The organism is Streptomyces tagetis (assembly GCF_018069565.1).
GTDB classification, from domain to species: domain Bacteria; phylum Actinomycetota; class Actinomycetes; order Streptomycetales; family Streptomycetaceae; genus Streptomyces; species Streptomyces tagetis.
The window spans coordinates 161,744-182,076 of the sequence record NZ_JAGPNL010000011.1; the positions used below are offsets into that span (position 1 = coordinate 161,744).

A 20,333-nucleotide genomic window follows, 5' to 3' on the forward strand; every position below is an offset into this window, starting at 1 on the left:
ATCGTGTCCCCATGACCAGCGCCCCGCCCTCCGCCGTCCCTCGCCGCGCCCTCGACTGGAGGCTGCGCTTCGCGTGCCTCGCCCTGGTGTGGGGGTTCAGTTTCCTGCTCATGAAGGTGGGGACGGAGGCGTTCGTCCCGTTCCAGGTCACGCTGGGGCGGCTGGTGTTCGGGACTGCCGTGCTGGCCGCGGTGATGGCACTGCGGCGGGAGCGGCTGCCGCGCGGCGCGCGGACCTGGGCGCACCTGATGGTGGCGGGGCTGCTGCTGAACTCGCTGCCGTTCACGCTGTTCGCCTACGCGGAGCTGACCATCCCCTCCTCGCTGGCCGGCATCTGCAACGCGACCTCGCCGCTGTGGGGCATGGTCCTGTCGCTGGTGGCGCTCTCCGAGGACCGGCCGACGCGGGTACGGGTGGCCGGCCTCGGCATCGGCTTCCTCGGCGTGCTGACGGTCCTGGGCGTCTGGGAGGGCTTCCACGGCCTGGACTTCACGGGCACGGCCTACGCCCTGCTCGCCTCGGTCTGCTACCCGGTCGGCTGGATCTACGTCCGGCGCACCCTGGCCGGCTCCCACCACTCCCACCTCTCCCTGACCGGCGGCCAGTTGCTCGCGGCGACCGGGCAACTGGCGGTGGTGACCCCGCTGTTCACCAGCCTGCCGGGCCGTTTCCCGGCGGTGCCGCTGCTGGCGGTGGCGGCGCTGGGCGTCCTCGGCACGGGGCTCGCCTTCCTGATCCAGTACGACCTGGTGGCCGAGGTCGGGCCGACGACGGCCCAGATGGTCACGTACTTCATCCCGGTCATCGCCACCGTCGCGGGCGTGGCCCTGCTCGGCGAGCCGCTGTCCTGGTCGACACCGGCCGGCGCGCTGATCGTCCTCGCGGGTGCCGCGCTGACGCAGGTACGGCCGGGCGCCGCCCGCACGGACCGGCCGACCGGGGCGGGAGACGCCGGACGGGAGGGCACGGGGCCGGAGGGCGCGGGCCGGGAGAGCGGGGACCCGGAGAGCCGGAGCCGGGGGAGCCGGAGCCCGGAGAGCGCGGGCCCGGAGAGTGCCGGGCCATGCGCCGAGCCCGAGCCCAAGTCCGAGCCCGAGGTGGCGGGCGGACTCCGCTGAGCGCGCCCCGCCCGAACTCCGCCTGCCGCCCCGGCCCCCGGCGCCCGCTCACGCGCGGCTGTGCGCCCGCCCCGCCCCCAGCGCCGAGGCCACCGCGTCCGCGAGGGGCCCCGTCTCGTCCTCGGTGAGCGTCGAGACGGTGATCCGGACGCCGGGCGGGGACTGCACCCGGAAGCGGGCGCCGGGCGCCACCGCCCAGCCCTCCCCCAGCAGCCGGGCGACGACGCCGGTCTCGTCGGGCACCGGCACCCACACGTTCAGGCCGGTCCGCCCGTACGCGCTCACCCCACGCCGGGCGAGCGCGCCGATCAGCGCGTCCCGGCGCCGCCCGTACGCCGCCGCCACCGCCGGGGTGTCCACCGCGCCGTCGGCCCACAGCCGGGCCACGGCCCGCTGGGTGAGGCGGCTGACCCAGCCGGGCCCGAGCCGCTGGCGTCCGCGCACCCGGTCGAGGGTGCGGGCGTCGCCGGTGAGCACGGCGAGCCGCAGGTCGGGCCCGTGGGCCTTGGCGGCGGAGCGGACGAAGGCCCAGGCGGGGGTGGTGCCGGCGAGGGTGTGCAGCGGAAGGTCGACGATCCGGTGCCCGTGGTCGTCCTCGATGAGCAGGGTCCGGGGGTGGTCCCGCAGCACGGCCCGGAGGGCGTCCGCGCGGGGGGCGCTCAGGGCGGCGCCCGTCGGGTTCTGCGCGCGGTCGGTGACGACCAGGGCGCGGGCACCGGCGGCGAGCGCCCGGCGCACGTCGTCGGGGAGGGGACCCTCGTCGTCGACGCCGACGGCGACGGGGCGCAGGCCGAGCGCGGGGACGAGGTCGAGCAGGCCGCCCCAGCCGGGGTCCTCGACGGCGACCGCGTCGCCGGGTCTGAGGTGGGCCGAGAGCACCCGTTCCATGGCGTCCAGTGAGCCGGAGGTGACGGCGACGGGGCCCTCCGGCACGCCGTCGGCCTCCAGTTCGGCCCGCGCCAGGCGCAGCAACTCCGGCTCCACGGAGGCGTGTCCGTAGAGCACGGGGTCCCGGTCGGCCCGCGCCGCCGCCTGTGCGAACGCCGGGCCGAGCGCGGGCAGCAGCGCCGGGTCCGGGTTGCCGTCGGACAGGTCGCGGGCGTCCTCGGGCACCTCCACCCGCAGGAACTCGCGTCCGGTGGTGGCCGGTTTCGCCCGGACCCGGCTGCCGCGGCGCCCGGCGGTCTCGATGACCCCGCGGTCGCGCAGGGTGCGGTAGGCCGCGGCGACGGTGTTCGGGTTCACCCCCAGCTCTGCGGCCAACTCCCGCATGGGCGGCAGCGGTTGACCCGGCTCCAGCCGGCCCGCGCCGACGGCGTCCTCGATGCTCGCGGAAATCTCCGCCGCACCCCGCCCACTGATCCGATACTCTCCTAGCACAAAGCCCAGTATGCACTAATACAAAGGAGAGCGCCATGCAGGGACCCGGCGACACGCCACCGACGGCCCCGTCCTACGCGCCCACCGGCCGCACCGTCCCCACCCGCTCCGCCGGCCGGGCCGCCTACGACAGGAGCGTGGTGCACGCGATCCTCGACGAGGGGTACGTGTGCCACCTCGGCTTCGTCCGCGACGGCGCCCCGGTGGTGCTGCCCACGTTGTACGCCCGGGTCGGCGAACGCCTCTACGTGCACGGTTCGACGGGATCGCGCCCGCTGCGCATGGCGGCCGGGACCGCGCGGGGACTGCCGGTGTGCCTGACGGTCACGCACGTGGACGCACTGGTGCTGGCCCGGTCCGCCTTCCACCACTCGATGAACTACCGCTCCGTGGTGGTGCTCGGCACGGCCTACGACGTGACCGGAGCCGAGGAGAAGCGCGCCGCCCTCGACGCCCTGGTCGACCACGCGGTGCCGGGCCGTTCCCGCGACTCCCGGCCCGCCGACAAGAAGGAGCTGGCCGCCACCGCGGTGCTCCGCCTCGACCTGGCCGAGGTCTCCGCCAAGCTGCGCACGGGCGGGGTCAACGACGAGCCCGAGGACCTCGCCCTCCCCCACTGGGCCGGGCTGGTCCCGCTGCGCAAGGGGTACGAGGCGCCGGTCCCCGACCCCGGCCTCGCCCCGGGCACGCCTCTGCCCGCCTACCTGGCGGCGGGCTGACGCCGGTCCGTACCCGGGGCGCGGCGACCGGCGCCACCGTGAGCGCCCGGCGAGCCGCCCGCCGCCGGTCAGGCGGGTGCCGGGCGGGACCGGGCCCCGCGCGCCTCGGTGACCGCGAGCCCCGCGACCGAGCCGAGCATCAGCAGGGTGCCCGCCACGGTGGCCGCGGTGAGGTGTTCGCCGAGCAGCAGGACGGCCAGCACCGCCGCGCTGACCGGCTCCAGCAGCATGATCACGGAGACGGTGGCCGACCGGACCACGGCCGCGCCCGCGAAGTACAGGCCGTAGGCGAGGGCGGTCGGCACGGCGGCGACGTAAGCCAGCAGCCAGAGCAGCCGTACGGGGTCCTCGGTGTGCGGGACCAGTCCCTCGGCGAGGGCGAGGGGCAGCAGCAGGAGGCTCGTCACCGCGAAGGCGCCGACGGAGGTGGCGGAGGCGTCCGCCCCGCCGTCGCGGCCCCAGTGCCGTGTGCACAGCGTCATCGCCGAGTACCCGGCCGCGGAGAGCAGCGCGAGGGCGACGCCCCACGGCCGGACGGTGGTGTCCGCGCCGCCGAGGACCAGGACCGCGAGCCCGCCGAGCGCGCCCGCCACGGCGGCGGCCCCGCCCCGGCCCAGCCGTTCGCCGAGCGTCAGGCGGGCGCCGAGCGCGATCAGGACGGGTCCCGCGCCGAGGGTGACGACGGTGGCCACGGCCAGTCCGGTGGAGGCCACGGCGGCGAAGTAGGCGGTCTGGAACACCGCGAGGCCCACTCCGGTCACCCCGGCCCGCAGCGCCCGGGTGCCGAACGGCTCGCGGACGGCGGCCCTCCGGCGCGGGCGCGGCGGCCGGGCGGCGACCAGCAGCACCAGGCCGAGGGCGCAGCGCCAGAAGGACAGGGAGACGGGCCCCATGTCACTGGTCCGGTAGACCAGCGAGGCGGCGGCTCCCGCGGTGCCCCAGGCGACACCGGCGACGATCAGATAGAGCAGGCCACGCCCGACGGGCAGACCTGAGGGGGCGTTCGACACGTTTCTCACTCCGCAGACGCGCACGGGGCGCGGTGGTCTCGAAAACGCCCCGAGGGGCGCGGGGACTGCGTCCGCGGGCAACGCCGTACGCCCGGCCGGCGAAAGCCCGCCGCCGGGCGGTTCCGGGAGCCCGCCTCAGGCGGCCGGCGGCGAAAGGAGAAGCAGGTCCGAATGCATGCCCGGCACCCTAGGCGGCCGTTCCCCGCCGGGACAACTCCCTTTCGGGTCCGCCGCTCGCCACCGGGTCCGGGGGGCTCTTGGACGGTGCGGAGGACTGCGCGATGAAGGCGCCGACGAGGACGACCAGTCCGCCGAGGATCTGCGGCGCGGAGAGGTGTTCGCCGAGCAGCACCCAGGCCAGCACGGTGGCGATGACCGCCTCCAGACACGCGACGACACCCGCGACCTGCGGCGACAGCCGCCGTACGGAGAGCACGCCGGTGACGTAGGCGAGGACGGTGGCGAGGAGCACGATCCAGGCCAGCAGCAGACCGGCGGCGACGGGCGTGCCGTCCATGGACGCGCTCCGCGCCAGCACCGACCACTCCATGCTCCAGGGGCGGGCGACCACGGTGAGCACGGCGGTGCCGACGAGCAGCCCGTACGCGATGACGCCGAGCGGGTCGGGTGCCTCGTCACCGGCGTCGCTGCCCTGGTCGGAGAGGACGAAATAGCCGACCTGGCAGCAGGCGGCGCCGAGCGCGAGCAGCAGCCCGAGGGCGTCGAAGCCGAGCCCCGCCCAGACCTCGACGACGCAGGCGAGCCCGCCGACCGCGAGGACCACGCCGAGCGCGGCGGCCCGGGTGACCGGCCGGCGCTGCACGAACCGCACCCAGCCGAGCACCAGCGCGGGCGCCAGGTACTCCACCAGCAGGGCGACGCCGACGGGGATGCGGGAGATCGCGGCGAAGTAGCACGCCTGGACGCCCGCGACGGCGAACAGGCCGAAGCCGGCCAGCAGTCCGGGACGGCGGCGCAGCAGGCCGCGGTGGCGGACGGCGAGCGGCAGCATGACCAGGGCGGCACCGGCCACCCGCAGCCAGACGACGTGGAGCGGGTCGAGGCCCGCTTCGATCAGCGGCTTGGCCGCGACGCCGGAGCCTCCGAAGGCGAGGGCGGAGACGAGCGCGAGACCCAGTCCCACGCCCCTTCCTGCGCTGCCGCGAGCGCTGTCAGTCGTATGCACCGGCACATGATGACAGGGGACGACATGAGCGTCACCCCTCATGGCTGCTGTCTCATCGAATGGACCGCGGCGCGGACGGCGCGGACGGCCTGCCGGGTGAACGGGCCGTACGGCACCCGGCGCCCGGCCCGGCCCCGGCGGAAGCCGACCGGCGAGGCGGACGGACCCGGCGACCGGCCACAACGCCCGCCGACAGCGACCGGCGACCGCGATGGCGACCGGCCCCGGCGGACCTCTCAGGGCGCCGGTTCCGTCAGCCCGTCGGCGCGGGCGAGCACGGTACGGGGGTCGAGGGCGGCGCGGGCGAGCACCTCCACGGCGCGCGCCTCGGGGTGGGTGACGAGGGCGGCGAGCAGGTCGAGCCCGAGGGGCCGCGGCGCTCCGCGCCGGTCGGCGCGGGCGAGGGCGTCCTCCACGGCCGCCGCGGCCAGCGGCGAGAAGCCCGCCGTCTCGCTCACCACGGGCAGGGCGCCGGAGTCCTCGACGGTGCTCTGCCAGCGCAGCCCGTAGCCGATGCTGCGCTGGACGAGGTAGCCGAGCAGCCGGGCGATGACCGGGCCCTCACCGAGGACGGCCCGCACCTCGGCGTCGTGCTCCAGGAGCGAGTGCAGCAGGTGGGCGGTGTCGATCTGCCGGTCACCGTCCCGCAGGGCGCGGCGACGGGCGGCGGAGAGGACGTACTCCAGGTCCGCGCCGAGCCGTGCCTCGGCGACGGCGGGGTCCGGGCTCCGGCCGTCCTGCTCACCGGCCGGCTGCCGGGGGATATGGGGTCGCACGTCCTCCACCCCATCAAACCGTCGGCGCCGGGTCATCCCCGAAGGGGAGCATTCCGGCGTCCCGCGCGAAGTGGACCCGGCGGACGGAATCTCCTCCTTGCGGAGGAGATCAGGCCGTTCCGCCTCCTCCCGGGCGAGCCGCCTTGCGCCGGAAAGGCCGGCCGCTCCGCCGGGCACGCGAAGGCGCCCCGCGGAGCGGTCCGCGGGGCGCCCGGACGGGGGCCGGGGCCCGGTCAGTCCTCGTCGGCGAGGATCAGGTACAGCTTCTTGCGGGCGTCGCCGATGACCGCGAGGGCCTTCTCGCGCTGCTCCTTGCTGCCCGTCTTCCAGACCTGCCCGAACGCCTCCATCAGGCCGAAACCTGCCTGCCGGATGTCGTTGAGGGCCTCCCAGTCGACGCCGCGGCCGGCGTCCTCCCAGGGAGCCTCGGGGCCTTCCTCGGCGGCGGTGCGGCCGGTCTCGGTGAGCGAGAAGAGCTTCTTGCCGCCCTCGCTCGCGCTGACGATCAGGCCCTCGTCCTCCAGGAGCTGGAGGGTGGGGTACACCGAACCGGGGCTGGGTTTCCACGCCCCGCCGCTGCGCTCGGCGATCTCCTGGATCATCTCGTACCCGTGCATCGGCCGGTCCTTCAGGAGGGCGAGGATCGAGGCGCGCACGTCGCCGCGCCGCGCCCTGCCCCTGGGGCCGCCGCGCCCCCGTCCGCCCCAGGGCCCGGCACCCGGCCCGAAGGGGCCGCCGTGACCGCCCGGCCCGAAGGGCCCGAACGCCGCACGCCGGCTGTCGAAGCCGCCGGGGCCACCCCCGCCGAAGGGGCCTTCAGTGCCGCGCCCGCGGCCGTGTCCACCATGTCCACGCTCGTATCCGTGGCTGCGCATGACCATCACTCCATCCATTCGTTGATCAGTCGCGATCCATTCGCGATACCTCAACGATATATCGGAACAGCCCACCCGGCAACCCCCTCCCGAACACCGGCCCGAGACCGAAGAACCGGGTGCCCGCCATCGGCGGGCCGGCTCGTCGTCGGACAGCGTGACGGCAGCACCCGGGAAGCCGGGCCAGAGGTGTGCGGGTGGCCTTGGGCCGGGGGGTTGCGGAGCGTTTAGCGTCGGGGCATGCGCATCCGAATCGTCGACGCCTTCACCGACCGGCCCTTCGCCGGCAACCCCGCGGGAGTCCTGCTCCTCGACGCCTTCCCGGACGACGACCGCCTCCAGAAGATCGCCCTGGAGGTCAACCACGCCGAGACCGCGTTCGCCCACCCCCTGCCGGAGGGCGCCGGGGCCGACTGGGCGCTGCGGTGGTTCACCCCCGCCACCGAGGTCGCGATGTGCGGCCACGCCACGCTGGCCACCGCCCACGTGCTGCACACCACCGGCGCTCACGAGGGCCCGGTCCGGTTCGCCACCCGCAGCGGCGTCCTGATCGCCACGCCGGAGGCGGACGGCTCGGTCACCCTGGACTTCCCGACCGCCCCGCTCACCCCGGTCGATGTCCCGGACGGCGTCGCCGTCGCGCTGGGCGCCGAGCCCCGCGCGGTCGTCGACACCGGACCGTCGGTCGGGGACCTGCTGGTCGAGCTGGCCGACGAGCACACCGTGCGCGCGCTGACTCCGGACCACCGCGCGCTGGCCGCCTGCTCCACGCGCGGCGTCATCGTCACCGCCCCCGCCGAGGACCCCGCCCTCGGCCACGACTACGTCTCCCGCTGCTTCTTCCCGAACCTCGGCATCGACGAGGACCCGGTCACCGGCAGCGCGCACACCGCGCTCGCCCCGTTCTGGTCCGCGCGGCTGGGCCGGCCGGTGCTCACCGGCCTCCAGGCGTCGCCCCGCTCCGGCCACGTCCGCACCGAGCTGCGCGGCGACCGCACGCTGCTCGGGGGCCGCGCGGTGACGGTGATCGACGGCGAGCTGCTGGCGTAGCGGGCGGGCAGCCGCTCCGTTCCCCGGGGCGGGGCAGAGCGGAAGCGGGCGTACGGGGCTGCCGTACGCCCCCTTCCGTCGGGGGGTCAGGCGGTGGGCAGCCAGCCGACCTTGCCGGCGAGCAGCGCGTAGCCCACGAAGGCCCCGATGTCGAGCAGCGCGTGCGCCACCACCAGCGGGCCGACCCGGCCCCAGCGCCGGTACAGGAGGACGAAGACGACGCCCATGACCACGTTGCCGAGGAAGCCGCCGATGCCCTGGTAGAGGTGGTACGAGCCGCGCAGCAGCGAGCTTCCGGCGAGCGCGGCGACGGGTGTCCAGCCCGTCTGGCCGAGCCGGCGCAGCAGGTAGCCGACGACGATGACCTCCTCGACGACCGCGTTCTGCACGGCCGAGAGGATCAGCACGGGGTACTTCCACCACACCCCGGGCAGCGCCTCGGGGACCACGGTGAGGTTGAAGCCGAGGGCGCGGACGGCCAGGTAGAAGGCGATGCCGGTGCTGCCGATGACGGCCGCGACGACGGCCCCGCGGCCGAGGTCGGGCCAGGGGCGGGTGCGGTCGAAGCCGAGGGTGCGCAGGCTGCCGCCCTCGCGGAGCAGCAGGTGGGCGACGAGTGCGACGGGGACGAGCGCCGTGGTGATGCCGAAGAGCTGCCAGGCCAGGTCGAGCCAGGGCCGGCCGGGCGCGGCGGAGGCGTTGAGGGTGGCCGCCTGGTCCTTGAGCCCGCCGGGGCGGGTGACGGAGCCGATGAAGCTGATCAGCGCGGAGACACCACTGGCGCCGAGCGAGAGGGCGAGGACGAGCAGCGTCTCGTCGCGCAGCGTCCGCCGGGTGATCCGCTCTCTTGGGAGCGTCGCCCCGGACGAAGGGGTCGTACGGTCCTGGGGGGTCGAGCCCTCAGGGAGTGAATCGGCCACCGGGCCCGCCTCCGCCATGCACACCTGATCTCTGCCGGGACGTCAGAGCTTGCCCGATCAGTATGCGGGGGTGCGCGCCGGGGTGCCGCGAACGGACCTCCCGGGCCGTTGGTGCTCACGCGCTCACACACTCTCGCGCTCTCGCACTCACACGCTCACGCGCTCTCGCGTCTCTCCCGCCGGTTCCGGTCCGGTCAGCCGAGCGGCACCGGTTCGGGGAGGCCGGCGGGCCACAGGTGGACGGGGTCGCCCTGGTTCATCAGCTCGCGGTAGCGCCGGGTCGTGGCGGCCAGCGCCTCCTCCCGGGACAGCCCGGCCTCGCGGGCCGCGTGGAAGGTGTCCGCCTGCCAGGTGGCGCCGTTGACCCGGCGCCGGCAGCGCTCCTCGATCACGCCGAGGTACAGGTCCCGGTCGGCGGGCTCCACGCCCCACGCGTCGAGCCCGGCCGCGGCCAGCGGGAGCAGTTCCTCGCGGACGAGGTCGGCGGCGTCGACCTCGGTCATGCCGCCCAGCCGGCCGCGCCGGGGCCAGGCGAAGCGGGCCTCGATGCCGTGGCGGCACGCGGCGTCGAAGTTGGCGGCGGCGGACTCGAAGGGCAGCCGGGTCCACAGCGGCCGGGGCTCCTCGGCGAGCGCGCGTACGACGCCGTAGTAGAAGGCCGCGTTGGCGATGACGTCGGTGACGGTGGGCCCGGCGGGCAGGACGCGGTTCTCCACGCGCAGGTGCGGGACGCCGTCGGCGACGTCGTAGACGGGGCGGTTCCAGCGGTAGACGGTGCCGTTGTGCAGGACCAGTTCGGCCAGCCGGGGCACGCCGCCGGCGTCCAGGACCTCCAGCGGGTCCTCGTCGTCGCAGATGGGCAGGAGCGCCGGGTAGTAGCGCCGGTTCTCCTCGAAGAGGTCGTACGCCGAGGTCACCCACCGCTCCCCGAACCAGGTGCGCGGGCGGACGCCCTGGGCCTGGAGTTCGGGCGGGCGGGTGTCGGTGGACTGCTGGAAGAGCGGGGGCCGGGACTCGCGCCAGAGTTCGCGGCCGAAGAGGAAGGGGGCGTTGGCGCCCACGGCGATCTGCGCGGCGGCGACGGCCTGGGCCGCGTTCCATACGTCGGAGAAACGTTCCGGTGTGACCTGGAGGTGCAGTTGCACCGAGGTGCAGGCGGCCTCGGGGGCGATGGACTTGGAGGTGCAGACAAGGTGTTCGACGCCGTCGATGTCGAGGGTGAAGTCCTCGCCGCGGGCGGCCACGATCTGAGCGTTGAGCAGCGCGTAGCGGTCGACGGCGGAGAGGTTGGAGGAGACCAGGTCGTCGCGGTCCAGGGTCGGCAGAATACCGATCATCGCGATTCCGGCGTCCAGCTCCCCGGCTTTCCGGTCGGCATATGCCAGTGACGTACGGATCTCCTCCGCGAGCCGGTCGAAAACCCGGCCGCCCAAACGATGTGGGGCTATGTTCACTTCCAGATTGAACATGGCGAGTTCTGTCTGGAAGTCGCGGCTGGCGATGCGTTCCAGCACTTGGGCATTCAGCATTTTCGGCATCCCGTCGACGCCGACGAGATTCAATTCGATCTCCAGCCCCATCAGGTTCTTCGGGCGGTCGAACCGCTTCTCCGCCAGAAGCCGCTCCAGGCCGGTCAGGCATCGCTGGAGCTTTTCGCGGTAGCGCTGGCGATCGGACAGGTCGAACTGACCTGCCACGACCTTCTCCCCCATGGAAGAGTCCCTCCTCGAAGCGGTGGGCGGAAGATCCGGCCGCCGATGTGCCGGTCAGGGTGGATGATGCCCAGCGGAAGCGATCGATAACGTCCCCGCGGGGGTCCGGTACCCGCTACCCTGAGTCGGTGTGACCGCTGGCACATTCACTAGGCATGACGGTGGCCGGCGGGTCACGGAGTGCGGAAACTCGTGAAAAACACCGACGAGAATGGGCCGACCGCCCCGCCGTCATTTCCCGAGGTCATCGCCGTACCGCCGGCGCGGAATCCGGATTTATTACAGCAAATCGACGACCGGATGGGCCCTTGTTCCGGCCGCCCGGAACGGCTAGCCGAAACACGCCCTGAACATATGTCGTATAAACTCCGGGCAGGGCAGAGGACCGGTGCCCACGGCCGAGGTTTTCACCGGCGAGCCGGCAACCGGCGCGCACCCGTCCACGTCTCGGCCTGTCCCCGGACCCCGGTCCCTGCCTCCGCGACCCCGTGTGCTGACAGCGTCGTCCGCCCCGCGCACTCGCGCCACCGTGCTTCGAATGAGAGGCGACCCACCATGCCGCTGCATGTCCCCCCGGCTCCCGCGCCCGCGCTGCGTTCCGTCCTGACCGCCCTGTCGTCGCCCACCGCGGTCCGGGAGGCCCGCACCCCGTCCCTGCTGGCCGCACAGGGGCCGCTCACGCCCGAGCTGCCGCTCCCCGTGCACGTCCTGGACGCGACGACCCCCGAGGGCGTGACGGCCACCCGCCTGACCGGCTGGCGGTTCCTGATCCGCTCCGGCGACCGCGCGGTCGCCGCGGCGGACACCATGCCGACCCCCGACGGCTGGGCCTTCTCCCGCTTCTTCGAGGGCCCCTACATCGCCTCGACCGAGCGCGCCCTGCGCCAGGCGGAGACCCTGGGCCAGCCCTACCAGGCCCGGCTGCTGTCGATCCCGGGGCTGTACATGCTCGCGCTGTGGCTGCACGGCGACCGTACGGCCGACCCCGCGGGCGGCCACCCGGACGCCGGCGACCTGCTGGTACCGCTCGCGCCGGCGCCGCCCGGCGTCGCGGCCCACCGTCTCCACCGGGTCGCCGAACTCCTCCCGGTGCTGACCCACCGGGTACGCCCGGCCCAGTTGCTCCGTTCCCCCGCCGCCTGACGGCGCGGCCCGGGGCGACCGGCCCCGGGACACCCGAGTGACAGGGGAGGGTGAACGAGCCGCCCGCGCGGGTGACACCCTCCCCCCGGCGGGCGGCGGTACCGCGAAAAACCTGCGGACCGCCGTCCTCCGGGACAACACTGGTGGCGACCGACCCACCACCACGGGGGCGAGCATGAACGACCCTGCACACCACGAGACGGGCACCACCACACCGCACCGCGAGACGGACGCCACCGCGTCGCACCGCGCGTCGGACCCCACCGCGTCACACCGCGCGTCGGACCCCACCACACCGCGTGGCGAGAACGGCACCACCACGTCGCACCACGAGACCCACACCGCCGAGGACCGTGACGGTGGGCATCGCGCCGGACACCGGTGCCCGCACCGGCCGCCGTGCCCCTCCGCCGGCTCCCCCGACCGGGAGTCCGCCCGGCTCGTGGCCCACCACCCGGAGCAGGGCTGGAGCCTGCTCTGCAACGGTGTCGTGCTCTTCGAGGACACCGGCGAACTGCTGCCCGACGGGCGGGTCATCGCCCCGCACCGCCCGCTCACCTCGGTCTGAGCACGCGCGGCTCCTCACCTCCGGGCAGACCGAGTCCGTACGGACGACGCCGTCCGCGGCCACTCCGTACGCCCCCGCTCCGTACGCCCCACTCCGTACGCCCCCACCGCGCACGGGCTCCCCGCTCGCGGCATCCGACGCCACCCCGACGACGTACCCGACAACACACCCGGCCTCGCCCCAACACCCCTCGACAGCACGCCTGGTGACGGACCCTCACCACATCGCGCCGCGCATCACCCGGGTCTTCCGTCCGTTTCTCCCCCGGAACGCTTCCCCCCGGCGCCCGGTTTCCGGAAGACTCCTGGAAGTTTCACCGGTGGGCGGCGACGGAGGTGCGGGACGTGACGGCAGACGGGGCGGCGTCCGGAGGCCGGGGCAGGGTCACGATCACGGAGATCGCCCGGCACGCGGGCGTCTCGGTGCCGACCGTGTCCCGGGTGGTCAACGGACGCTCGGACGTGGCGCCGGGGACCCGGGCCCGCGTGGAGGACCTGCTGCGCCGGCACGGCTACCGGCGACGCGCCGCCTCACCCGGCCGCCGGGCCGCCCTGATCGACCTGGTCTTCAACGACCTCGACAGCCCCTGGGCCGTGGAGATCATCCGGGGCGTGGAGGAGGTCGGCCACGCGGCCGGGGTCGGCACGGTGGTGTCGGCGATCCACGGACGCTCCGGCGACGCCCGCGAGTGGATGCGCAACCTGCGCGCACGCGCCTCCGACGGCGTCGTCCTCGTCACCTCCGCCCTGGACCCGGTGCTGCACGAGGAGTTGCGCATCCTCGGCGTGCCGCTGGTGGTCGTCGACCCGGCGGGCTCGCCCTCGCTGGACGTGCCGACGGTCGGCGCCGCCAACTGGGCGGGCGGGCTGGCGGCCACGCAACATCTGCTGGCCCTCGGCCACCGCAGGATCGGCCTGATCGCCGGTCCTCCGCGCCTGCTCTGCTCCCGGGCCCGTCTGGACGGCTACCGGGCCGCCCTGGAGGGCGCCGGTGTCACGGTCGACGAACGGCTCATCGTCCCCGGCGACTTCCGTGCCGAGTCCGGCTGCGCGGGCTGCGAAACACTGCTGGACCTGGCCGATCCGCCGACGGCGCTGTTCGCGGCCAGCGACCAGATGGCGCTCGGCGCGATCGAGGCACTGCGCCGGCGGGGCCGGAGGGTGCCGCAGGACATGAGCGTGGTCGGTTTCGACGACCTTCCGGAAGTGCGCTGGTCCTCCCCGCCGCTGACCACCGTGCGCCAGCCGCTGGCCGACATGGGCAAGCTGGCCGCGCGCACGGTCCTGCGCCTGACCCGCGACGAGCAGCCGGACGCGCCCCGGGTGGAGCTGGGGACGGAGCTGGTGATCCGGTCGAGCACGGCACCCCCGCCCACCGGCTGACCCGACGGCTGACCCCGACCGCCCGGCCCCCACCGCCTGACCCCGACCGGCCCGGCCCCCGCCGCCTGACCCCGCCGCAGGCTCCCCGCGCCCTCACCCCTTCGTGGCCCCGGCCGCCAGGCCCCCCACGAGCTGGCGTTCGGCGAGGGAGTAGAAGGCGAGGGCCGGCACCATGGCGAGGACCAGGTAGGCGAAGACCCGCGCGGTGTCGGCCGCGTACTGGCCCTGGAACTGCTGCACGCCGATCGGGATGGTCCACCAGGTGGACTCGGTGAAGACCAGCAACGGCAGGAAGAAGTTGTTCCAACTGGTGACCACGGCCAGCACGGAGACCGTGCCGAGGGCGGGCCGTGCCATGGGCAGCAGCACCCGCCAGAAGAAGCCGAAGGGCCCGCAGCCGTCCAGCGTGGCCGCCTCCTCCAGCTCTCCCGGGATCTCCCGGAAGAAACCACGCAGGATGATGATGGTCATCGGCAGCCCGAAGGCGGCCTGCGGCAGGATCACGCCCAGCGGGTTGTCCAGCAGCCCGAGGGAGCGCAGCAGCAGGAAGAGCGGCAGGGCCGCGACCGCGAAGGGGAACATCAGCCCCATCGTGAACAGCGTGAACAGCAACTCCCGTCCCCGGAAGGCGAACCGGGCGAAGGAGAAGGCGGCCAGTGCCGAGACCGCGACGACGAGGACCGTGGTGGAGACGGCGATCAGCGTGCTGCTGCCGACCAGTTGCCAGAACGAGCCGGAGACCAGGATGTCGGTGTAGTTGGAGGTCACCCACGGGTCGGGCAGTCCGATGGGGTTGCGGGAGAGCTGGTCGGTGGACTTGAAGCCGGAGAGCACCGCGTAGAGCAGCGGGACCGCCATCACGGCGCCCACGGTGATCAGCACCACGTGCAGCGGCAGGGAGCGGCCGGTCCGCCGGCCGCGCTTCGGCGTGCCCGCGGCGGGCGCCGGGGCGGGGCGCTCGGGCAGGGTCTTGTGGGCGAGCGTCACGTGCCGCCTCCTCGCATGGTCGTGGTGGCCCCCTGGAGGTCGCGCCGGAGCACGAACCGCTGGTAGGCGAGGGCGAAGACGAGGCTGATGCCGAACATGACCACGCTGATCGCGCTGGCGTAGCCGACCTGGTAACGCTTGAACCCGAACTGGAAGAGGGTCACGGCCATGGTCTCGGAGTGGTGGTCGGGGCCGCCCTGGGTGATCACCCACACCAGGTCGAAGAGCTGGATCGCGCCGATGACGGACAGGAAGACGCTGATCCGCAGGGTGGGCGCGAGCAGGGGCAGGGTGACGCTGCGCAGGCGCTGCCAGGCGTTGGCGCCGTCGATGAGCGCCGCCTCGTTCAACTCCTTCGGGATGGACTGGAGTCCGGCCAGGTAGAGCATCATGTGGAAGCCGAAGTACTTCCAGGTCATGACCAGGAAGAGGGTCGCCATCACCATCGAGGGGTCGGCGAACCACTCCCCGCCCACTCCCCCCAGGCCGATGCTGCCGAGGACCTGGTCGGCGAGCCCGTCGCCCGGCGCGAAGATCATGCTGAAGAGCACGCCGGTGATGGCCTCGGAGAGCACGTACGGGGCGAAGAACAGCATCCGGTACACGGCCCGGCCGCGCATCCGCTGGTTGAGCAGCACGGCCATGGCCAGCGCGAACGGCAGTTGCAGGGCGAGGGAGAGGACGACCAGGAGCAGGCAGCGCCACAGGTCGCCGAGGAAGACCGGGTCGGCGAAGAGCCGGCTGAAGTTCTCGGTGCCGATGTAGTCGGACGGCATGCCGAAGCCGCCCCAGCGGAAGAACGCGGCGTACAGCGCGAAGAGGATCGGCAGCAGCACCAGGACCATGAAGAGGATCAGCGCGGGGATCTGGAAGCCGACCGCGGTGAGCCAGTGGACGGCGCGGCGCCGGGCCCGCCCCCGGTCCGCGCCGGCGGCCGGGGGCGGTGGGGCGGCGGCGCCGGGGCCGGTCCGCCGGTCCGGCAGGAAGGTGGAGGTCATCGCGGGCTACTGCTCTTCCTTGGCGGTCTTCGTGATCGACTCGGCGACCTGCCGGGGGGACTTGGAGCCGGCGATGAGCGCGGCGACGCTGTCGTTGACCTCCTGGCCGACGGCGGGGGCGTATGCCTGGTCGAGGTAGAGCTGGAAGCCGGTGGTGCCCTTGAGCTGCTTCTGGACGGCCTGGAGGTTGGGGTCGGCGAGGGCGTCCTCGGCGGCCGGGACCACGGGCAGGACACCCGTCTTGCGGACGAGTTCGCGGTCGGTGGCGGCGGAGGCGAAGAACTTCAGGAAGTCGACGGCGGCCTGCGGGGCGCCCCGGCGCAGCGCGTGGCCGCCGCCTCCGCCGAAGACCTCGGTGATCGCGCCCTTGCCGCCCTCCACGCCGGGGAACGGGAAGAAGCCGAGTCCGTCGCCGAGTCCCTTGCCGGCGTCGGCCTCGACGACCGGGGCCCACTGGCCCATCAGCTCCATGGCGGCCTTGCCGTTTCCGACGGTGGCGGCCTGGCCGGTGGGGGTGGAGTAGGCGGCGCCGAGGAACCCCTTCTGGAAGGGCTGGAGGTCGACGAGTTCCTGGAGGTGCTGTCCGGCCTGGACGAAGTCTTCGCCGGTGAAGTCCTTGTCGTCGCCGGCCTTCTGGAGGGCGTCGGCGCCGGCGGTGCGCATCGCCAGGTAGGCCCAGTAGTACATGCCGGGCCACTTCTCCTTGCCGGCCAGGGCGATGGGGGTGGTGCCGGAGGACTTGAGGGCGCGTACGGCGTCGAGGAAGCCGCTCCAGGTGGTGGGCGGCGTGGTGATGCCGGCCTTCTCGAAGTGCGCCTTGTTGTACCAGAAGCCGACCATGCCGATGTCGAAGGGGATGCCGTACACGGCGTCGCCGACGAGGTAGGGCTCCTTGGCGACCGGCAGCAGACCGTCGGCCCACGGCTTCGTCCGCTCGGTGAGGTCTTCGACGAGGCCCGCGTCGACCTGTTGCCTCAGGACGCCGCCGCCCCAGGTGTGGAAGATGTCGGGGAGCTTCCCGGAGGCGGTCAGCGCGGTCATCTTCGACTTGTAGGCGTCGTTCTCCAACTGGACGATCTTTATCTTGACCTTGGGGTTCTCCGCCTCGAACTGCTTGGCGAGCGCGTCCCAGACGTCCTTGGTCGGCTGGGTCGTGGAGATGTTCCACCACTCGACGGTCGTCGTCCCCGACGAGCCCGCGTCGGAGTCGCCGCCGCAGCCGCTCAGTGCGGTCATGCCCAGACCTGCCGCGGCGGAGGCCGCCATGAAGTTGCGGCGGGACAGTGCCGGGTCGCCCATCATGCGCTCCTTGAGTACGGGACGGCGTCGCTGCGGCCGTCCGCTGATCCGTTCCGAAAGTTTCGGAGAAAATCCAGAAAGCTGCGTTGTTGCCGCACCCTAGAGACAGGCCGCAAACCGTGGCAAGCCCTTGGGCATGATGAATCTGTCTCCGGTCACCACAGGAGCGGCCCGGCAGCCCGGAAGGGGCGTGCCCGAAGGCGAAACTTTCGGCCGCTTCGGCGAACGTTAAGCGGTACTCTGCGTGCACCCCGTCCACGCGACGGGCCGGCGGCGACGGTGGCTCCCCACCGCTGCCGCCGGCCTCCGCCCGCCCCCGGGAGCGCCCGTTCACCGCCCTCCGACGCTCGGCCCCGCCCGCCCTCACGCCGGTCCGGCCGGCATCGCCCCCTCGGCCCTCCCGCCCCCGTGCCCGCTCAGCCCTTCGCCGCGAGCGCCCCGAGGGCGGTGTTGAGCGCGAGCACGTTCACTCGCGGCTCCCCGATGAAGCCGAGGTCGCGGCCCTCGGTGTGCCGGTCGACCAGCGCCCGTACCCGGTCGACGGGCAGGCCGTTCTCCCGGGCCACCCGGCGCACCTGGAGGCGGGCGTACCGCGGGGAGATGTCCGGGTCCAGGCCGGAGCCGGAGGAGGTGACCGCGTCGGCGGGGACGTCGGACGGCCGGACGGGGTGGCCCGGCACCGAGTCGAACCGGGCGACGGCGGCGCGGGCGTCCTCGACCCGCCGGATGAGCACGGGGTTGTCGGCCGCCAGGTTGGTCGCCCCGGAGACCAGGAGCCGGTAACGGGTGTTGAGGGTGTTCTCGGTCAGCCCGTCGGCGGGCCGGCCCTGGAACCAGCGGGGGTCGGGCCGCGAACCGCCCGGCAGGTCGTACGGCTGCCCGATGAGCGAGGAGCCGACGACCCGGCCCCCGGCCGACACCTGCGAGCCGTCGGCCCTGCCCGGGAACAGGCCCTGGGCGACGCCCGTGACGGCGAGCGGATACAGGACGCCGGTCAGCGCGGTCAGCGCGAGCAGCGCCTTCAGGGCCGCCCCGAGCAGGCGGGCGTTGGAGGAGACGGAGGCGTTCACGGAGATCACCACGTTTTCGGGGCCGTCACAGCCCGGGGAACAGGGAGAGGAGCAGGTCGATGAGTTTGATGCCGGCGAAGGGGGCGACGAGCCCGCCGAGTCCGTAGACGGCGAGGTTGCGCCGGAGCATCCGGTCCGCGCCCGCCGGCCGGTAGGCGACGCCCCGCAGTGCGAGCGGCACCAGGGCGACGATGACCAGCGCGTTGAAGACGACCGCGGAGAGGATCGCCGAGTCCGGCGAGGCCAGCCGCATCACGTTCAGCTTCTCCAGGCCGGGGTGGACCGCGGCGAAGAGCGCCGGGATGATCGCGAAGTACTTGGCGACGTCGTTGGCGACGGAGAACGTGGTCAGCGCGCCCCGGGTGATGAGGAGCTGCTTGCCGATCTCGACGACCTCGATGAGCTTGGTCGGGTCGGAGTCGAGGTCGACCATGTTGCCGGCCTCCTTGGCGGCGGAGGTCCCGCTGTTCATCGCCACCCCGACGTCGGCCTGGGCGAGCGCGGGCGCGTCGTTGGTGCCGTCACCGGTCATGGCGACCAGCTTCCCGGCCGCCTGCTCCTGTTTGATCAGCGTCATCTTGTCCTCGGGGGTGGCCTCCGCGAGGAAGTCGTCGACACCGGCCTCCCGGGCGATCGCCTCCGCGGTCATCCGGTTGTCGCCCGTGATCATGATGGTGCGGATGCCCATCCGGCGCAGTTCCGCGAACCGTTCGGACATGCCGGGTTTGACGACGTCCTTGAGGTGGATGACGCCGAGCACGCGGGCGCCGTGTTCGTCCTCGACCGCCACCAGCAGGGGGGTGCCGCCCGCCGTGGCGATCCGTTCGACCGGCTCGCGCAATTCCTCGCAGACCTGCCCGCCGAGCCGGCCCACCCAGGCGGTGACGGCGTCCGCCGCGCCCTTGCGGACCCGGCGTCCGGCGAGGTCCACACCGGACATGCGGGTCTGCGCGGAGAAGGCGATCCACCGGGCGCCCTCCGGCCGCTCCCGGTAGCGGTCGCCGAGTCCGTACGCGTCCTCGGCGAGGGAGACGATGGAGCGGCCCTCGGGCGTCTCGTCGGCCAGCGAGGAGAGCAGCGCCGCCTCCGCCACCTCCGCCTCCGTACCGCCGGGCACCGGCACGAAGCCGGCCGCCCGCCGGTTTCCGAGCGTGATCGTGCCCGTCTTGTCCAGCAGCAGCGTGGAGACGTCGCCGGCCGCCTCGACCGCCCGGCCGGACATGGCGAGCACGTTGCGGCGCACCAGGCGGTCCATGCCGGCGATGCCGATCGCGGAGAGCAGGGCGCCGATGGTGGTCGGGATCAGGCAGACCAGCAGGGCGACCAGCACGACCAGGGTGAGCCGGGTGCCCGCGTAGGCGGCGAACGGGGCGAGGGTGGCGCAGGCCAGCAGGAAGACGATGGTCAGCGAGGCGAGCAGGATGTTGAGCGCGATCTCGTTCGGGGTCTTCTGCCGGGCCGCGCCCTCGACCAGGCCGATCATGCGGTCGATGAAGGTCTCGCCGGGCCGGGTGGTGATCCGGACGACGATCCGGTCGGAGAGCACCCGCGTACCGCCGGTGACGGCGCTGCGGTCCCCGCCGGACTCGCGGATGACCGGCGCCGACTCCCCGGTGATCGCGGACTCGTCGACCGAGGCGACGCCCTCGGCCACGTCCCCGTCGCCCGGGATCACGTCCCCGGCCTCGCAGACGACCAGGTCCCCGACCCGTAGCTCGGTGCCCGGCACCACGCTCCCGTCGGCCTTGCGGGCCACGGTGTCGGTACGGGCCTGGCGCAGGGTGTCGGCCTGTGCCTTGCCGCGGCCCTCGGCGACCGCCTCCGCGAGGTTGGCGAAGACCACGGTCAGCCAGAGCCAGGCGCTGATGGTCCAGCCGAACCAGTCGCCCGGGTCGGCGAAGGAGAAGACGGTGGTCAGCACCGAGCCGGTCCACACCACGAAGATCACGGGCGAGGAGAGCAGCACTCTCGGGTCGAGCTTGCGCAGCGCGTCGGGCAGCGCGGCGGCGAGCTGCGCCGGGCCGAAGGAGCCGGGGCCGGCCTGGCGCCGGGCGGCGTGGTGGGCGCGGGACCTGCGGCGGTGCGGTGGGGTGGCCGGCGCGGAAGCGGTCATGTTCTCCTCGGGCCTCCTTCGGGGGCC

Annotated in this window: 17 protein-coding genes and 1 pseudogene; 6 read left to right on the forward strand and 12 right to left on the reverse strand. The window is 73.8% G+C overall.

Annotated features, from left to right (window positions below; genetic code table 11):
* Positions 1-11 precede the first annotated feature (11 nt).
* On the forward strand, positions 12-1,118 hold the full coding sequence (locus tag J5Y05_RS29810; RefSeq protein ID WP_247615537.1) for a DMT family transporter: 1,107 nt from the start codon (positions 12-14) through the stop codon (positions 1,116-1,118).
* Between the two features lie 48 nt (positions 1,119-1,166).
* Here J5Y05_RS29810 and J5Y05_RS29815 read toward each other — a convergent pair whose 3' ends face one another.
* A complete protein-coding gene (locus J5Y05_RS29815; protein WP_210876412.1) occupies positions 1,167-2,498 on the reverse strand; it encodes an aminotransferase class I/II-fold pyridoxal phosphate-dependent enzyme in 1,332 nt (443 codons plus the stop codon).
* Between the two features lie 35 nt (positions 2,499-2,533).
* On the opposite strand from J5Y05_RS29815, the gene J5Y05_RS29820 reads away from it, so the two are divergent.
* A complete protein-coding gene (locus J5Y05_RS29820; RefSeq protein WP_210876413.1) occupies positions 2,534-3,217 on the forward strand; it encodes a pyridoxamine 5'-phosphate oxidase family protein in 684 nt (227 codons plus the stop codon).
* 68 nt (positions 3,218-3,285) lie between these two features.
* Here the strand turns inward: J5Y05_RS29820 and J5Y05_RS29825 are convergent, their stop codons facing one another.
* From J5Y05_RS29825 to J5Y05_RS29840, 4 genes are all read right to left on the reverse strand, one after another.
* Positions 3,286-4,227 carry a DMT family transporter gene (locus J5Y05_RS29825; RefSeq protein ID WP_210876414.1) on the reverse strand — a complete coding sequence of 314 codons (942 nt, stop codon included), beginning with the start codon at positions 4,225-4,227 and terminating at the stop codon, positions 3,286-3,288.
* A 187-nt stretch (positions 4,228-4,414) separates the two neighbouring features.
* Positions 4,415-5,419, reverse strand: coding sequence for an EamA family transporter (locus J5Y05_RS29830; RefSeq protein ID WP_210876415.1), 1,005 nt, complete (start codon positions 5,417-5,419; stop codon positions 4,415-4,417).
* 230 nt (positions 5,420-5,649) lie between these two features.
* Entirely contained in the window at positions 5,650-6,189 is a 540-nt protein-coding gene (locus J5Y05_RS29835) for a Clp protease N-terminal domain-containing protein (RefSeq protein WP_210876416.1), read from the reverse strand.
* A 233-nt stretch (positions 6,190-6,422) separates the two neighbouring features.
* A complete protein-coding gene (locus J5Y05_RS29840; protein ID WP_210876417.1) occupies positions 6,423-7,064 on the reverse strand; it encodes a PadR family transcriptional regulator in 642 nt (213 codons plus the stop codon).
* 240 nt (positions 7,065-7,304) lie between these two features.
* Between J5Y05_RS29840 and J5Y05_RS29845 the strand changes: the two genes are divergently transcribed.
* Positions 7,305-8,114, forward strand: coding sequence for a PhzF family phenazine biosynthesis protein (locus J5Y05_RS29845; RefSeq protein WP_210876418.1), 810 nt, complete (start codon positions 7,305-7,307; stop codon positions 8,112-8,114).
* A gap of 86 nt (positions 8,115-8,200) precedes the next feature.
* On the opposite strand, the gene J5Y05_RS29850 is transcribed toward J5Y05_RS29845, so the two are convergent.
* Together J5Y05_RS29850 and J5Y05_RS29855 are read right to left on the reverse strand one after the other, a co-directional pair.
* Positions 8,201-9,052, reverse strand: a complete 852-nt coding sequence (locus tag J5Y05_RS29850) for a CPBP family intramembrane glutamic endopeptidase (protein ID WP_247615540.1) — start codon at positions 9,050-9,052, stop codon at positions 8,201-8,203.
* A gap of 176 nt (positions 9,053-9,228) precedes the next feature.
* Positions 9,229-10,746, reverse strand: a complete 1,518-nt coding sequence (locus J5Y05_RS29855) for a glutamate-cysteine ligase family protein (RefSeq protein WP_210876419.1) — start codon at positions 10,744-10,746, stop codon at positions 9,229-9,231.
* Between the two features lie 555 nt (positions 10,747-11,301).
* On the opposite strand from J5Y05_RS29855, the gene J5Y05_RS29860 reads away from it, so the two are divergent.
* The 3 genes and pseudogenes from J5Y05_RS29860 to J5Y05_RS29870 all read left to right on the forward strand — a co-directional run bounded on the left by J5Y05_RS29860 (position 11,302) and on the right by J5Y05_RS29870 (position 13,839).
* Positions 11,302-11,889: a hypothetical protein gene (locus tag J5Y05_RS29860; RefSeq protein WP_210876420.1), complete on the forward strand. Its 588-nt coding sequence runs from the start codon at positions 11,302-11,304 to the stop codon at positions 11,887-11,889.
* A gap of 382 nt (positions 11,890-12,271) precedes the next feature.
* A pseudogene (locus J5Y05_RS29865) lies at positions 12,272-12,457 on the forward strand (DUF5999 family protein); the annotation flags it as partial.
* A 344-nt stretch (positions 12,458-12,801) separates the two neighbouring features.
* Entirely contained in the window at positions 12,802-13,839 is a 1,038-nt protein-coding gene (locus J5Y05_RS29870; protein ID WP_210876421.1) for a LacI family DNA-binding transcriptional regulator, read from the forward strand.
* Positions 13,840-13,932: 93 nt separating this feature from the next.
* Here J5Y05_RS29870 and J5Y05_RS29875 read toward each other — a convergent pair whose 3' ends face one another.
* The 5 genes from J5Y05_RS29875 to kdpB form a co-directional block, all read right to left on the reverse strand.
* Complete coding sequence (locus J5Y05_RS29875; protein WP_247615568.1) at positions 13,933-14,697, reverse strand: carbohydrate ABC transporter permease; 765 nt, start codon at positions 14,695-14,697, stop codon at positions 13,933-13,935.
* 125 nt (positions 14,698-14,822) lie between these two features.
* Positions 14,823-15,824 carry a carbohydrate ABC transporter permease gene (locus J5Y05_RS29880; RefSeq protein ID WP_210876422.1) on the reverse strand — a complete coding sequence of 334 codons (1,002 nt, stop codon included), beginning with the start codon at positions 15,822-15,824 and terminating at the stop codon, positions 14,823-14,825.
* A 6-nt stretch (positions 15,825-15,830) separates the two neighbouring features.
* Positions 15,831-17,123, reverse strand: coding sequence for an extracellular solute-binding protein (locus J5Y05_RS29885; RefSeq protein WP_210876423.1), 1,293 nt, complete (start codon positions 17,121-17,123; stop codon positions 15,831-15,833).
* A gap of 416 nt (positions 17,124-17,539) precedes the next feature.
* Positions 17,540-18,193 (reverse strand): K(+)-transporting ATPase subunit C, encoded by a 654-nt coding sequence (gene kdpC, locus J5Y05_RS29890; protein ID WP_210876424.1) that lies wholly within the window; start codon positions 18,191-18,193, stop codon positions 17,540-17,542.
* Between the two features lie 25 nt (positions 18,194-18,218).
* A complete protein-coding gene (kdpB, locus tag J5Y05_RS29895) occupies positions 18,219-20,306 on the reverse strand; it encodes a potassium-transporting ATPase subunit KdpB (RefSeq protein WP_210876425.1) in 2,088 nt (695 codons plus the stop codon).
* Positions 20,307-20,333 lie beyond the last annotated feature (27 nt).

Bases quoted from the DNA above. Each gene is read 5' to 3' on its own strand.
- J5Y05_RS29810 (WP_247615537.1), top strand. From the start codon at position 12: ATGACCAGCGCCCCGCCCTCCGCCGTCCCTCGCCGCGCCCTCGACTGG.
- J5Y05_RS29820 (WP_210876413.1), top strand. From the start codon at position 2,534: ATGCAGGGACCCGGCGACACGCCACCGACGGCCCCGTCCTACGCGCCC.
- J5Y05_RS29840 (WP_210876417.1), bottom strand. From the start codon at position 7,064: ATGCGCAGCCACGGATACGAGCGTGGACATGGTGGACACGGCCGCGGG.
- J5Y05_RS29845 (WP_210876418.1), top strand. From the start codon at position 7,305: ATGCGCATCCGAATCGTCGACGCCTTCACCGACCGGCCCTTCGCCGGC.
- J5Y05_RS29850 (WP_247615540.1), bottom strand. From the start codon at position 9,052: ATGGCGGAGGCGGGCCCGGTGGCCGATTCACTCCCTGAGGGCTCGACC.
- J5Y05_RS29855 (WP_210876419.1), bottom strand. From the start codon at position 10,746: ATGGGGGAGAAGGTCGTGGCAGGTCAGTTCGACCTGTCCGATCGCCAG.
- J5Y05_RS29860 (WP_210876420.1), top strand. From the start codon at position 11,302: ATGCCGCTGCATGTCCCCCCGGCTCCCGCGCCCGCGCTGCGTTCCGTC.
- J5Y05_RS29875 (WP_247615568.1), bottom strand. From the start codon at position 14,697: ATGGCGGTCCCGCTGCTCTACGCGGTGCTCTCCGGCTTCAAGTCCACC.
- J5Y05_RS29880 (WP_210876422.1), bottom strand. From the start codon at position 15,824: ATGACCTCCACCTTCCTGCCGGACCGGCGGACCGGCCCCGGCGCCGCC.
- J5Y05_RS29885 (WP_210876423.1), bottom strand. From the start codon at position 17,123: ATGGGCGACCCGGCACTGTCCCGCCGCAACTTCATGGCGGCCTCCGCC.
- kdpB (WP_210876425.1), bottom strand. From the start codon at position 20,306: ATGACCGCTTCCGCGCCGGCCACCCCACCGCACCGCCGCAGGTCCCGC.